This window comes from Paenibacillus sp. OK003, from assembly GCF_900109515.1.
GTDB classification, from domain to species: domain Bacteria; phylum Bacillota; class Bacilli; order Paenibacillales; family Paenibacillaceae; genus Paenibacillus; species Paenibacillus marchantiae.
Genome location: NZ_FOBD01000008.1, coordinates 22,475 through 36,680 on the forward strand (window position 1 = coordinate 22,475; position 14,206 = coordinate 36,680).

Below are 14,206 nucleotides of genomic sequence, written 5' to 3' on the forward strand. Positions count from 1 at the left end.
GTTAGGATACACCCACCGCTTCGTTCTTTGCGCCCACAATCTCGGGACGCTCAGCTGAACCGGATTGGTAAATACTGCGCACAATCTCATCGGTGTTAATCTCAATAATCTGAATATCGGTAATATCTGCCTGTCCTACGACACGTCCCAGCACATCCGACACGTTGAGTTCAAGTGGAATCCAGACCGATGCGGACAGTTCGTTCTCCACCGTCCAGCGAACAGGGAGAGCAGCCGTCCATTCCAGCATTTGTTCCATGGGATGACCCGTGCCAAACTTGAACCGGATTTCCCGTTCCTTGCCCCACTGGGACTTCAGATGATCCAACCCGCCATCATAGATGATATTGCCCGCATCGAGCATAATAACTCTTGAGCATAAAGCTTCGATGTCCTGCAGATCGTGGGTTGTCAGCAAAATGGTTGTTCCGTGTTCCTTATTCATGTCCTTCAGGAATTCACGGATTTCCGACTTCACCACAATATCCAGACCAATGGTCGGCTCATCCAGGAAAACGATATCCGGATTGTGCAGCAGCGCAGCGACCAATTCACAGCGCATACGCTGTCCAAGACTGAGCTTACGAACAGGACGGTTCAGCAGATCCTGAAGCTGCAACCGCTCAACCAGTTCATCCAGACGTTTGCGAAAATCGACCTCACCTACTCGATACACCTTGCGCAGCAGATGGAAAGACTCAATAACACCGATATCCCACCATAATTGGCTGCGTTGACCAAATACGACACCAATATTCTGCACAAACTTCTCACGTTCCTGATACGGAACATATCCACCAACCGATATTTGCCCTGAAGTAGGCACCAAAATGCCGGTCAACATCTTAATCGTTGTTGATTTACCGGCACCGTTCTCCCCAATATATCCGCATATTTCGCCTTGCGGAATTTGAAATGAAATATCATTTACAGCCAAGACCTCCTGGTATTGACGTGCAAACAGATCCTGGAATGCGCCCTTAAGCCCTCCTCGACTTTTCTGGACGCTAAACGACTTGCGTAAATCTTTGACATCAATCGCCAGCATGATTATACCTCACTTGGATTTTGTTGAAATTGCTTGTAGCCCAAAAAGAAATTATAATAGTATCAGTCAAAATTCAGCAAGCTTTAAAAAATAGTCTGAGGCCGCGTCCTCTGTTGCATCTCACAGATAAGTCGTGTGCGGAAAGCCCGGGCTAGATCAAATTGGACTCATCTTCATTTATTTTGAATACAAAGGAGAGCTAGCATGACCAGAAAGACGAAGAGAACCATATGGATTTCTCTTGCCGCCTTCGTGCTAATTGTTGGAGGCACTGCGGCATTTTATTTCGGTTCTATTCTCAATCAGTTGAATGGCTTGCAAAAGGAAGGCGATGATTCGCCGTTTGCCGGTATCGAAAATGTTGAAAAAGTAAGTACACCGGATCCTCCGAAATGGGAAGGCACCGAAACGGTAAATATTCTCGTTATGGGTGTTGATGCCCGAGGGCTGGAGAAGGGGGAAGTTCCTCGTTCTGACAGCATGATGGTCGTTTCGCTTGACCCACTCACCAAAAAAATCAATCTATTCTCCATTCTGCGCGACACATACGTCAATATTGACGGGTATGGAAAGGAAAGAATCAATACTGCCATTACCCATGGTCCCAACGTGGCAATGAAAGCTGCTGGAGACCTGCTGGGTATCCCTGTCCAGTATTATGTGTATACCGATTTCCAAGGATTCATCAAATTGGTGGATGCCGTTGGCGGTGTGGATTTTGACGTAGAGAAGGACATGCACTATACAAGTAAAGCGGACAAAAACGAATACGATATTGATCTCAAAAAAGGATATCAGCATCTGGATGGCGAGACAGCTCTCATGTACGTTCGTTTCCGTCATGATGCGATGTCGGATTTCGCTCGTTCCGAGCGTCAGCGTGAATTACTGAAAGCCGTAACAGCAAAAATGCAGTCAACGACAACGATTGCCAAGCTGCCTGCCATTCTGGAACAGGTTAATCCTTACGTAGATACGAATCTGACGCTTTCCGATATGTGGAAGCTGGGTGGACTCGGATACCAGAGCAGCATGAACGGCAGTGAGCAGATTCCGCCAATGAACCTGTTGAAAGAAGAACGTACAGCAGGCGGAGCACAAGTATTGACGGTTACGAATGAAGAGAAACTGAAGCAGCATATTCAGGATATTATTCATCCCCCTGCTACAACGGATGATAGTACAACCAGCACCGAAGATAAAACAGCCAGTGGTGACGATCAAAAGTCAGAGCAACCGGCTCAGTAATGTAAACGCAGAGGGCAGCCATTACGCTGCCCTCTCCTTGTGCCCGGCTATATCATTATGCGAAGATCATCATATCTTTCTTTAGCTTGTTACTTTATTATTTTTGAATTATGAAAGGAAGTTAGCTTATGAAACCATCACGTTCCCGTTCCGAACTCCTATACGCAGAAGCACTTGAACATATTGTAGGGGGTGTTAACAGCCCTTCACGCTCGTTCAAAGCCGTTGGTGGCGGTGCACCTGTATTTATGAAAAAGGCGCAAGGTGCGCACTTCTGGGATGTCGATGACAACCGTTATATCGATTATCTCGCAGCGTACGGCCCGATTGTTACAGGACATGCTCACCCTCATATTACCCAGGCGATTACCGAGGCAGCAGCCAATGGTGTGCTGTACGGCACGCCTACAGAACTTGAGATCAAGCTCGCCAAAATGCTAAAAGAAGCCATTCCTTCAATGGACAAGGTGCGTTTTGTAAACTCCGGTACAGAAGCGGTCATGACCACCATCCGGGTTGCCCGCGCTTACACCAAACGTAATAAAATCGTGAAATTCGCCGGATGTTACCATGGTCACTCTGACCTGGTCCTTGTGGCAGCAGGTTCGGGGCCTTCCACGCTGGGTATTCCTGATAGTGCAGGCATTCCAACGAGTATTGCACACGAAGTTATCACGGTACCTTTCAACGATCTGGACAGCCTGAAAGCGGCTCTGGAGCGTTGGGGGGATGATGTCGCCGCAGTCATGGTTGAACCAATTGTCGGCAACTTCGGTATGGTTATGCCGGAACCAGGCTTCCTGGAAGGACTCTGTGCCATGACTCGGGACAACGGCTCACTCGTCATTTATGACGAAGTAATTACAGCCTTCCGTTTCCACTATGGCTCCACACAGACGTACGCTGGACTGGACAATCATGCGGAGATCGAACCGGATCTGACTGCACTTGGCAAAATTATCGGCGGCGGTCTTCCCATCGGTGCTTACGGCGGTCGTAAACAGGTTATGGAGCAGGTTGCTCCACTCGGCCCTGCCTATCAAGCCGGAACGATGGCTGGTAACCCTGCGTCTATCTCTGCGGGTATCGCTTGTCTGGAAGTTCTGCAAGGCGAAGGTGTATATGAAGAGATGGAACGTCTTGCGATTGATCTGACAACAGGCCTTCAGGCTTCTGCGGATCGTCATGGCATTGCGTTAACCATTAACCGAATTCGTGGCGCCTTCTCCACCCACTTCTGTGACCATCCAATTACGAACTATGATCAAGCGCAGGATACCGATGGGGAACTGTTCGCTTCCTTCTTCCGTCATATGCTGAATCGTGGCATTAATCTGGCTCCTTCCAAATATGAAGCCTGGTTCCTGACTACTGCACATACGGACAAGGATGTTGCGGAAACACTCGAAGCCGCAGAAGCTTCCTTCAAAGCTATGGCTCAGGCGTAAACCTCTAACAATTCACACGTCGCAGCATAGCATGTTACTGAAATTAATCACCTTCACATGAAATAAAGGCGTCCCACAAGCGATTAATCCGCTTGTGTGGACGCCTTTTGCAGTTTCGCTATCTCCTCACGGATAATCCACAGCCCTTCCTTGATCCGTTGCTTCGGTACATTGGATATGTTTAACCGCAGCATTTTATCCTGATGCATCTCCTGCGCACCTTCCGGATAATATCGTTCTGTTGTATCGGCAATGACTCCCCGTTGATCCAACCGGGACAGCAAGACCCTGAGCGGCATATCCTTAGGCAGTGGCAGAACCGTATGCTCCCCTCCAGTGCGCGGTGCATTCACAAATGGAGCAAAGTCCGGATAGGCATTGAGCTGTTTATACAACTTGTTCATCCGGGCAGCATAGCGGCTGCGGATGACTTTGCCATGGTGAGCAAACATCCCGTTACGGATGTAGACCTCAAGTGCTGCCTGAGATAGTACGGCAGTGTCAATGTCGAGCATTTTTTTGTATTTACTAAACGATGCAGTAAGACTTGCAGGCAGAATAGCTACGCCAATCCGCAGGCCGGGAAACAGGATTTTGGAGTAACTTTTCAGATAAATGACTCGACCTTCCGTATCATACGACCATAACGGGTCCTGCTTCGTGTTCTCTTCCAGATCAGCCAAGAAATCATCCTCTACCAGATAGACATCGTAACGCTGCGCCAGGCGGATTAATTTTTTCTTCTCAGCTGCCGTCAGGGAAGTGCCAATCGGGTTGTGAAAACGCGGCATGACATAAAAAAATTTGATATCTCCTTCGCGGAACTGTCGTTCGAGGGCTTCCCAATCCAGGCCCTCCAGAGAGCGTCTGACACCTGCAATGGGTACATTCAGCCCTTGTAGAAGCGAAGGCATATTATGATAACCCGGCAGTTCCAGCATCACCTGTTTTTTCCCATTCGGAAAAGGCATTAGCGCCAGCACAGCAAGGGCCTGCTGTACCCCTGACGTAATAAAGAACTGCTCCTTCCGGGCAAACACCTGATAATCGACGAATTGCTTCTGCAACAATTCAATTAATGATGGCAAACCTCTCTCGGTTCCATACAAAAACAAGTCCGCCTGTTTCTTCTCCATTGCCTGATCCACACAATGGCGAAAATCGGAATATGGGAATACTCGCGGATCAGGAGCTGCGGAGGCAAAATCCAGCGGTCCCTGCCACTCCCCATCCTCCACTTCGGCTCCATTCTGTACCGCATAATACCCGGACTGAGGCACCGCGTAGACCAGATGCCGCTCTTCCAGCCACTCATACGCACGTATGGCTGTACTCACACTACATTGATATTGCTCAGCGAGAACACGTACAGCCGGCAGTTTGATGCCTTTATCCTGCCATTGTCCACTGTTCTGCTGCCGCAATTGGTCCTGAATCCATTGCTTCAGTGATTCGGCGATAATTTCGTATTTTCTCATTGGATTCTGCCTCTCCTCCGACTTCAGTATTGCCTTAAGTGTACCGGTACAGTAAATGTTTTTGTCTATTGTACCACTATTGGTCTGGCAGTATATTGAATAAGGTCAGATCGCACACATTGGAGGAAACCTTATGAACAATACTCAAACTAGAACATACGCATATGTAGCAGCTGTGTTATATGCATCCATTATTGGTTTATCCTTTTTATTTGTCAAAATGACGGTGAGTGTTGCACATCCAATTGATGTATTGGCACACCGTTTTGCCTTGTCGTTACTTGTAGTCAGCATCCCTGTCATTTTTGGATGGATCAAGATCAAGCTAACCCTTCGTGATCTGTGGCGGATCATTCCGTTAGGACTGCTCTCTCCTGTTTTGTTCTTTGCCTTTCAGGCATTCGGACTAGTCACGTCCAACTCATCGGAAGCAGGGATTATTCAGGCGATGGCCCCTGTATTCACACTTGTATTAGCCTCTATCTTTTTAAAGGAACGCACATCCATGTTGCAAAAACTGTTCCTGCTGTTGTCCGTGGCGGGTGTAATCTTTATTTTTATGATGAAAGGGAGCGGGATGTCGGCAGGAAACTTTAAAGGTATTGCTTTACTGCTGCTCTCCACGGTGTGTTTTGCAGGTTATGGTGTGTTGGCAAGACCCTTGGCGCAGAAATATAAACCGATGGAATTGACCTGGGTGACCCTGATGGTTGGATTTATCGTCTTCAATGCAGCTTCCCTGATTCGTCATGCGTCCAGCGGAACCATGATGGATTATGTGAAGCCACTTGGAGATGCATCTTACCTGGGGGCACTGGCCTATCTGGCCGTCCTCTCCACCATGATCTCCACGCTGCTGGCGAGTTATGCCCTGACTCATCTGGAAGCTTCCAAAATGAGTGTATTCAGTAATTTGTCCACACTCATTTCGATTGCTGGCGGAGCGTGGATATTGCATGAACCCATTCATGGATACCACTTTGTTGGAGCCCTGCTGATCATCGCTGGTGTACTTGGCACCAATATGAGCGGAAGAAAACGTGGGCTGGTCAAACCAGATCAGGCGTGATACAATGTGAAAAATTGTAAACGGACGTTATCAACCATGATGAAGAGAAGTACACAGGATTAGATACCTCAGAGAGCCGGCGGATGGTGTGAGCAGGTGTATCGGTCATGTGGAAATGGGCTTCGGAGTTCCGAGTTGAACCCGTTCTGCCACCTGACTCAGGAGCGCGGATCGTCAGTAGGCAAGGCGGCATGTTCAGCCGTTATCCATGAACAGGATATCGATAAGGCATATGTGGGCTTCCCGCATATATTTTATCCGTATTCCTCAAGTGGGCCGCAACCAGCGGCCAATTAAGGTGGCACCGCGAAGCATAAGCTTCGTCCTTCTATTCTGTTCCCGTCTGGGAAACAGGATGAAGGACGAGGCTTTTTTTGATTTAATTTCTTTATTAGTACAACTCAACATTTACACAAGAACGGAGAGGACAGAAATAACCTGAAGAAGCGGAGTGTTCGCCTAAAAGCTTTCTGTAAGAAAGCTACATCGGGAGCATACGCTTATCCCCAGATTTTCACCTTTGTAAAAGTGTATCAAAAAATCAGGGGATAACAGCGATCGGAAGGTTGTTCTGTCATCCAAGTGACAAGTGTAAATAATCTTTAGTTCGACTGAGAAAGATGCAGGCTGAAAGGAGGTGATGGTCGTGGAAGACGGCTGGTGGCGTCAGCAATTAAGGATCGACAAATCACAACATCAAAGGAGAATGAACCATGAACAAGAACAAAGATATTATTTTAACCGGAGACCGGACAACCGGACAGCTTCATCTCGGCCATTACGTGGGCAGCCTGCGCAGTCGGGTGCAATTGCAGGATGAGTACAAAACGTATATTTTACTGGCTGATGTACAGGCGCTTACGACCCACTATGATCAACCTGGGCTGATTGCAGACAGCGTGCATCAAGTGACACTTGATTATCTTGCCGTAGGTATAGACCCCAATAAAGCGACTCTGTTCATCCAGTCGATGATTCCGGAAATTGCCGAGCTGACGGTCATTTTCTCCATGTTTATCACGGTGAACAGCCTTCGGCATAATCCCACGATTAAAAACGAAGCGCGTGACCGTGGCTATACGGATCTCTATTACGGATTTCTCGGTTATCCTGTCAGTCAGGCTGCGGATATTGCGTTCTGCAAAGCAACCCTTGTTCCGGCGGGAGAAGACCAGATCCCACATATCGAAACAGCGCGGAAGCTGGTCCGCAGGTTCAATGAATTATATGCCCCAGTTCTGCCTGAACCACGTATTCTGATCGGAGAACGGCTGGGTGGACTGGATGGCGTGGGCAAAATGAGCAAAAGTATGGGCAACGCCATCTCGTTGAATGCCCATCCTGATGATGTGTATGCCAAGCTGTCCAAGGCAAAAACCGATCCTGCCCGCATTCATCGTTCTGACCCGGGGCATCCGGATATTTGTCCGGTATTTGCCTATCACCAGCTGTTTCGAAAAGATGAGGCCGCTGAGATTCATGCGAGCTGCAGTGACGGCACCATTGGATGCAAGGATTGCAAGAAGATGGCAGGCACTGCAATTAACGAACTGCTCTCTCCTTTCCGTGAACGGCGAAATTATTATGAACAACGTGGACATGAAGTAAAAGAAATCCTCGTGGAAGGCACACGTCAGGCCCGTCGGGCTGCACGGGAGACGATGCTTGAGGTTCGTGAAGCGATGGGGATACGTTATTTCGACTGACGGTATGAGAAGGCTTGTTCACGTTAACACTGCTGAGAACAGTACATTGGGAAAAGAGGTCCCCTCAGCATGAAACCAACACAGCCTTCTTTTTTACAAGCCATGATGTTAATGATGTTATCTGTCGGCCTGATCAGCCATGTCCTGATTATCCCTGCCCTATTGTCCTCGGCCAAAAGAGATGCATGGATATCCGTTCTGGTGTCAGCAGGGCCTTATCTTATATTCACTCTAATGCTTGCCTATGTCTCTCGTTTTCTCCAGCACCAAACCCTGCATGAATGGCTGACTTCCCATCTTGGCAAGCCTCTGGGCATGCTGTTTCGGGTGGGAAACAGCCTCTTTTTTCTGTCCGTGATCTACTTCACTCTGCATGATACCACCACTTGGGCCAAAACCAATTACCTGACGGAGACACCCGTATTGGTTACAAGCATTGCCCTGATGACTCTTTGCGCCTACGCAGCCTATAAAGGTATACGTTCTCTGGCATTTACAGCAGGATTGATCCTGCCCCTGGTTGTGCTGCTTGGCTTTTATGTCGCTATCGTTAATACACAATACAAAGATTACAGTCGTCTGCTGCCTGTGCTAGAACATGGCTGGCATCCCGTACTTCATGGCACGGTCTACAGCCTTTCAGGCATGTTTGAGCTGCTGTTCATCTGGTACTTGCAGCCCCACCTCTCCAAGCGGATACGTGTATGGCAGTACCTGATGCTCGCGTTCATTATTCTTGGACTGACCCTTGGCCCGCTCATTGGGGCGATCGTGGAATTCGACCCTTTTGAAGCTGCCAAAATGCGCTATCCCGCCTTTGAAGAATGGAGAATTGCCTCCTTGGGCAAATATATTGCCCAGACTGATTTCTTTTCCATCTACCAATGGCTCGCCGGTTCTTTTACCCGGATTAGTCTGGCCATGTATATTGTAGTAGAAATTTGGAATATTAAGAGCGCCTCCAGAAGGATCATATGTTGTGCCACTCTTGGCGTCCTATTTATTCTTTCCATGCTGTATCCTCTGGATGATATGACATTCGAAAAGCTGCTTGTCCAATACATATTCCCGTTCAATCTCATGTATCTGAGCGGACTAGCGGTGGTTGCAACAGCCGTTGCATACATCAGTTCACGCTACCAGAGGAGGAAACATCATGGAGAACCAAACGATTGACACCACGTCCCATGAAACACTGCTTGCCTCTTTCGAAGAGCAGTTCAATCCCTGTGCAGATGTTGTTATTCAGACCTTTCCTGCCAAAGATGAAACCGATATGTCGGTGATTATGATATACTGCGACGGTTTGGTCGATGGCAAACAAATCAATCAGTTTATTATCCCACGGCTGGAACAGCATTCTCTACATGTAGAAGAAGCACATCCCAAAGAATTGGGGTTAACCTTGAATCCGGTAGATGATCTCACAGATACAGAGAATCTAAATCTGTTGATTTTCAGCGGACAATTACTGCTCATTTTCGGAAATGGTGATCAATCCTGCAGTCTAGATATCGCGAGTATACCAGGAAGAACCCCTGAGGAGTCGGCGATCGAGTCATCGATTAAAGGGCCTCGGGATGGGTTCACTGAAGAGCTGTCCGTGAATATCGGCCTCATTCGCAAACGAATGAAAACCTCTTCCATGTGTTATGAAAAATATGTTAAAGGTGGTCGTACCCAGACCTCTATTGCTCTGTTATATGTCAAAGACATCATTAACCCGGATATTCTAAAAGAAGCACGCCAGAATCTCGACCAAATTGAAATCGATGGCCTTCTTGGTACCTCTATTATGGAACGTGCCATTATGGGGGGAATTCGCAGCATCTTTCCGCTCACGGATAATACGGAGCGACCGGATTATGTCGTGGACTCCCTTTTAAATGGGCGATTTGCGGTTCTCATTGAAGGTTCACCGGTAGCCATTATCGCTCCAACCACTCTGTTTAACCAGCTAAAATCGCCGGAAGACGAGAGTACCCCTTTTTTCATCGTTACTTTTGAGCGAATTTTACGCATTTCGGGATTACTGATTGCCTGCTTCTTTCCTGCATTTTATATCGGGCTGACCAGCTTTAATGTGGAGCAAATCCCATTACCTCTGCTCGCAACCATTTCAGGTACCCGAATGGGTCTACCTATGCCAGTAACGCTGGAAGCATTTTTAATGATATTTATGTTTGAGCTATTTAATGAAGCCGGCCGCCGACTCCCACGAGCCTTGGGACAGACCGTCAGCGTGGTCGGCGGGCTTATTATCGGAGATGCAGCTATTCGAGCAGGAATTACGTCCCCCACGATCATTGTCACGGTGGCGATCTCGGTGATCTCCAGCTATATATTGGTAAATACCGTGCTCAGTGGGGCTACTGCCCATGTTCGGATTGGGATGCTAGTCATTTCTTCCATTCTCGGGTTATTCGGTTTTATCATTGGACTACTTGGTCTGCTGGTGCACCTCGTATCCTTGGAGTGTTATGGTGTCTCATACCTGTCACCCGTCTCTCCGTATATTCCGGGCGACTTCACCCAAGCCGTATCCATGCCCCCTTCCATGAAACGTACCAAACGCCCGGCCGTACTCCATACCCAGGATTCCACTCGCCGGAGGAAACGCTCGTGACAAGATGGATGGCTAAGGTTAGCTTGTTCATAAGCTGCTTTATCCTGTTGACCGGGTGCTGGGATTCCAAAGAGGTTCAGAGCATTAACTTTATCACGGCTGTTGGGATAGACTATGTGGACAACCACTATATTGCTTACGCTCAACTCATTGATTTCTCCAGTATTGCCAAGCAGGAAGGGCCCACTTCACGGCAAGCAAGTGATATCTGGATCGGACGGGGTGAGGGTTCTACACTGAGTATGGCTATTGATAACCTATATCAAACTTCTCAGCAACAAACGCTGTGGACCCATGTAAAAGCGATTGTTTTATCCAAAAATGTGTTGAATGGACGGCTGGAGGATGTCTTTAATACACTGTTGCATTCAGGCCAACTGAGATATACCCCCTGGCTCTACGGTACAGAGCGTAACATTACAGATGTACTCGCTCCCTCTGCCCTGCTGAACCAATCCGCCCAGACCATCGAGCTGTTTGAACCGATGAAGCTGTATAAGCAACATTCCGGTTATGAACCCATCCGGCTTCATCAGCTCCTTGACGGATTTCGGGAGCCTGCTTCAGTTGTTCTTTTGCCTTCCATTACCAATCAGAACGAGACCTGGTATATCGGGGACAAAGCCCCCCCGCTTATTAGAATGGATGGGTTTTACGTCATTACAAACGGTAAAAATCAAGGCAGGGTAACGGGCAAGGACGCTGATGGCACACGATTCGTGAATTATGACCGTGTCTTTCAATATCCGTTGTATGTATACAGCAACGGGAGCAAAACGCCGGAGCTGACGCTTAGGCTTAATCACCCAAAGACCACGATTAAGGCGAGGAAAGAAGGAAACGGTGTAACCTTCGACCTGGTTACGTCGGTTATAAGCGCCATCGTCGAGGATCATAACTCTCACCGGCCTCCCCATGTTATGGAAAAGGAGGCGGAGAAACAGATTGAGTCCGAAATTCGCAATACGTTTGAGAAAACCAAAGCACGCAAGATTGATTCCTACGGTTTTGTGGAATATTTGTATCGCCATGATCTCCCCTTATGGAGACAGGCGGTAAATAAACGGGCTAATCCACTTGAGCAGTTTAAACTCGGTAAGGTGGAGGTTCATGTGAAAATCCTCAATGCCAGTACGTATAAATACGATGAGTAATGCAAAAAGACGATCACCTGCCCTGCAGTTCATGCAAGGTTACGGATCGTCTTTTCATTTTATGATTAACATGTTATCCCAGTGGAAACGCCATAACACTCATAAGTGCCAGTTCCGGCTGTGTTGTATCCAGACGACTGTACTGGACGATAACAGGAACGTTGCTGGAGACGGTAATGGCATAGGGTACTCCCGGAGGGATAAGCTGTTCACCCGATCTCAGCGACGCTGTTCGGATATGCTTTGTTCTCCGCGCAGGCACCTCGGCCACGATATCTTCGAGCGGTTCTCTATCTTCAAAATAAATCGTTATTTGCAGCTGTGCATCCACTGTGCCTGTATTTAGCACACAGATGCTCTCGTGACTCTCCAGTGAGCCCGAGCTGTCCGGTGGAATATAACCATCAGGGATCACCCAGTAGGTGTGACCTGTCGCAGTGGAAGATGTTTTATGTGCTGAAGTGTTCGTCTGATCCTGTGCCATAATAATTTCTCCTTTGCTAAGGCAATAATTAGTTAAACGCGCGGGGCAGGCGCTTCGGTGGGCGGATCGGGCTGTGGGCCGCTGTTGGCTCGGGATTTCTTTCATTCCCCCTCAGCAGGGGAAATCCCGCTCCAAAGGCGGACGCTTCGCTCCCTCTGCTCCGATTCCGCCCTCCTCCGCTGCAACGCTCGCCTTGGCTTTTTAAAGGCTTATTGCCTTCGCTATATTCGCTGGGCAACTTTTGGTGATGCTCGTTACTTCGTTAACTCGCTGAATAAAAAGGCGGATCGCGGGGCAGGCGCTTCGGTGGGCGGATCGGGCTGTGGGCCGCTGTTGGCTCGGGATTTCTTTTTCATTCCCCCTCAGCAGGGGAAATCCCGCTCCAAAGGCGGACGCTTCGCTCCCTCTGCTCCGATTCCGCCCTCCTTCGCTGCAACGCTCGCCATAGCTTTTTAAAGGCTTATTGCCTTCGCTATGTTCGCTGGGCAACTTTTCGGGAGGCTCGTTACTTTGTTAACTCGCTGAATAAAAACAAAGCTAACTCGCGGGGCAGGCGCTTCGGTGGGCGGATCGGGCTGTGGGCCGCTGTTGGCTCGGGATTTCTTTTTCATTCCCCCTCAGCAGGGGAAATCCCGCTCCAAAGGCGGACGCTTCGCTCCCTCTGCTCCGATTCCGCCCTCCTTCGCTGCTCACCTCAAATACATTTGCAGCGGCTGCAATCGCAGCTCGCGGATGGCTTCCGCCACCTGCATCGCGAGGCGACGGGCACCGCGCTCCTGAAAATGCGTGTTATCCTCCACGCCTGTTGGGAAGTTCACGTACTCACCCGGCAGCACCCACATGAAATCCTCCTTGCTGCCTTCAATACCCGCTTGCTCGAACAGGATGCGGCTTCGCTCTGCCAGGTCGATCAGCGGCACCCCTTCCTCTTCCGCCAGTTCACGCACGGCGACGATATAATCGCCATGGGTGTCGGTCAATGTGCCGTCATCAGCGAAATAGCGCCGGTGCACCGGTGTCACGAGCACAGGACGAGCCTTAGCTTCGCGGGCGGCATCAATATACTTTTTCAGATATTCCTTATATGTTGTGAAAGGCTCCGTTCCCCGATCAGGGCCCGGCTTCTCATCGTTATGTCCAAATTGAATAAACAGAAAATCTTCTGGCTTAATCTTCTCCAGAATGGCATCCAATCTGCCTTCCTTGATGAAGCTGCGGGAGCTGCGCCCAGACTGGGCATGATTATCCACAGCAACATCATGTTTGAACTGTGCGGGTAACAGCTGGCCCCAGCCGCAGTATGGATATCCACTTTCCGGCTGATCTGTCACGGTAGAATCACCAGCGAGAAATACTGTCATCGTCTGATTGGCAAGCGTAATCTCTAATGCATTAATCCGTGGCGCGGGACCGGAGAAGGATAGTCGGAGCTTCCCGCCACGAACCACAACCGAGAATCGAACCTCTGCACATTGCCCAGAGAGTGTATGAATGGTTGGCAGCATCATTCTGCCCTCTCCGGCTTTAACACGGGTGATCGTCTCCGCCAATTCATCCCCTGCAATTAACAAGACCTGATAGGTTCCATCGGGTACATTAACGATGAAAGAAGCCTTGAGCGGAATACAGAAGCTTGAACGCAATCGGGCAGAGACATTGGCCTGCCCTTGTTTGCCGTTGTTTGCCCTATTGGAATCCGATCCTTCCTCTTCACTTATCCGTTGTTTCTCATACACAAGGGAGCCGGATTCAAAACCGTATTCCCCCTGTTCTTCATATGCGGTGCTGGCAGACACTTTCAAATAACCCTCAATCTCACCTGCACTGCCAGAGTCCGGTCCAAAATTGAACTTCCAGTCGGTAACGGCCTCTTTACCGCCCTCTGCCATTGCCTCCGTGGCAACGGCCTGACTACCCTGGGCCTTATTCAATAGGAACAACCTCC

At 48.9% G+C, this 14,206-nt stretch carries 11 protein-coding genes and 1 other annotated feature; of the genes, 7 read left to right on the forward strand and 4 right to left on the reverse strand.

From position 1 onward, the window contains the following. Position 1 precedes the first annotated feature (1 nt). Positions 2 to 1,048, reverse strand: coding sequence for an ABC transporter ATP-binding protein (locus tag BMW94_RS13690; protein WP_090999142.1), 1,047 nt, complete (start codon positions 1,046 to 1,048; stop codon positions 2 to 4). Positions 1,049 to 1,252: 204 nt separating this feature from the next. Here BMW94_RS13690 and BMW94_RS13695 point away from each other — a divergent pair, with 204 nt between their 5' ends. Then, complete coding sequence (locus BMW94_RS13695) at positions 1,253 to 2,296, forward strand: LCP family protein (RefSeq protein WP_090999144.1); 1,044 nt, start codon at positions 1,253 to 1,255, stop codon at positions 2,294 to 2,296. A 128-nt stretch (positions 2,297 to 2,424) separates the two neighbouring features. Next, positions 2,425 to 3,744, forward strand: a complete 1,320-nt coding sequence (locus BMW94_RS13700) for a glutamate-1-semialdehyde 2,1-aminomutase (protein ID WP_090999146.1) — start codon at positions 2,425 to 2,427, stop codon at positions 3,742 to 3,744. A gap of 83 nt (positions 3,745 to 3,827) precedes the next feature. Here the strand turns inward: BMW94_RS13700 and BMW94_RS13705 are convergent, their stop codons facing one another. Beyond that, positions 3,828 to 5,222, reverse strand: a complete 1,395-nt coding sequence (locus BMW94_RS13705; protein ID WP_090999148.1) for an aminotransferase-like domain-containing protein — start codon at positions 5,220 to 5,222, stop codon at positions 3,828 to 3,830. Positions 5,223 to 5,355: 133 nt separating this feature from the next. Between BMW94_RS13705 and BMW94_RS13710 the strand changes: the two genes are divergently transcribed. From BMW94_RS13710 to BMW94_RS13730, 5 genes are all read left to right on the forward strand, one after another. Then, positions 5,356 to 6,291 (forward strand): DMT family transporter, encoded by a 936-nt coding sequence (locus BMW94_RS13710; protein ID WP_090999150.1) that lies wholly within the window; start codon positions 5,356 to 5,358, stop codon positions 6,289 to 6,291. A 27-nt stretch (positions 6,292 to 6,318) separates the two neighbouring features. Further along, positions 6,319 to 6,622, forward strand: a binding site (T-box leader). 382 nt (positions 6,623 to 7,004) lie between these two features. Further along, positions 7,005 to 7,997, forward strand: a complete 993-nt coding sequence (gene trpS, locus BMW94_RS13715; protein WP_090999152.1) for a tryptophan--tRNA ligase — start codon at positions 7,005 to 7,007, stop codon at positions 7,995 to 7,997. A gap of 69 nt (positions 7,998 to 8,066) precedes the next feature. Continuing rightward, positions 8,067 to 9,173, forward strand: coding sequence for a GerAB/ArcD/ProY family transporter (locus tag BMW94_RS13720; RefSeq protein WP_090999154.1), 1,107 nt, complete (start codon positions 8,067 to 8,069; stop codon positions 9,171 to 9,173). Beyond that, on the forward strand, positions 9,154 to 10,623 hold the full coding sequence (locus BMW94_RS13725) for a spore germination protein (protein ID WP_090999156.1): 1,470 nt from the start codon (positions 9,154 to 9,156) through the stop codon (positions 10,621 to 10,623). Before BMW94_RS13720 ends, BMW94_RS13725 begins: the two co-directional genes overlap by 20 nt. Continuing rightward, positions 10,620 to 11,777, forward strand: a complete 1,158-nt coding sequence (locus BMW94_RS13730; protein ID WP_090999158.1) for a Ger(x)C family spore germination protein — start codon at positions 10,620 to 10,622, stop codon at positions 11,775 to 11,777. Before BMW94_RS13725 ends, BMW94_RS13730 begins: the two co-directional genes overlap by 4 nt. Positions 11,778 to 11,850: 73 nt before the next feature. Here BMW94_RS13730 and BMW94_RS13735 read toward each other — a convergent pair whose 3' ends face one another. Together BMW94_RS13735 and BMW94_RS13740 are read right to left on the reverse strand one after the other, a co-directional pair. Continuing rightward, the gene (locus BMW94_RS13735) at positions 11,851 to 12,261 is read right to left on the reverse strand and encodes a sensory rhodopsin transducer (RefSeq protein ID WP_090999160.1); all 411 of its coding nucleotides are present in this window, start codon (positions 12,259 to 12,261) and stop codon (positions 11,851 to 11,853) included. Positions 12,262 to 12,950: 689 nt separating this feature from the next. Then, complete coding sequence (locus tag BMW94_RS13740; RefSeq protein WP_254790234.1) at positions 12,951 to 14,192, reverse strand: rhamnogalacturonan acetylesterase; 1,242 nt, start codon at positions 14,190 to 14,192, stop codon at positions 12,951 to 12,953. Positions 14,193 to 14,206: the final 14 nt, after the last annotated feature.

What these genes read in the sequence shown, in the direction of transcription:
- BMW94_RS13690 (WP_090999142.1), bottom strand. Translation starts at nt 1,048, where the DNA reads ATGCTGGCGATTGATGTCAAAGATTTACGCAAGTCGTTTAGCGTCCAG.
- BMW94_RS13695 (WP_090999144.1), top strand. Translation starts at nt 1,253, where the DNA reads ATGACCAGAAAGACGAAGAGAACCATATGGATTTCTCTTGCCGCCTTC.
- BMW94_RS13700 (WP_090999146.1), top strand. Translation starts at nt 2,425, where the DNA reads ATGAAACCATCACGTTCCCGTTCCGAACTCCTATACGCAGAAGCACTT.
- BMW94_RS13705 (WP_090999148.1), bottom strand. Translation starts at nt 5,222, where the DNA reads ATGAGAAAATACGAAATTATCGCCGAATCACTGAAGCAATGGATTCAG.
- BMW94_RS13710 (WP_090999150.1), top strand. Translation starts at nt 5,356, where the DNA reads ATGAACAATACTCAAACTAGAACATACGCATATGTAGCAGCTGTGTTA.
- trpS (WP_090999152.1), top strand. Translation starts at nt 7,005, where the DNA reads ATGAACAAGAACAAAGATATTATTTTAACCGGAGACCGGACAACCGGA.
- BMW94_RS13720 (WP_090999154.1), top strand. Translation starts at nt 8,067, where the DNA reads ATGAAACCAACACAGCCTTCTTTTTTACAAGCCATGATGTTAATGATG.
- BMW94_RS13725 (WP_090999156.1), top strand. Translation starts at nt 9,154, where the DNA reads ATGGAGAACCAAACGATTGACACCACGTCCCATGAAACACTGCTTGCC.
- BMW94_RS13735 (WP_090999160.1), bottom strand. Translation starts at nt 12,261, where the DNA reads ATGGCACAGGATCAGACGAACACTTCAGCACATAAAACATCTTCCACT.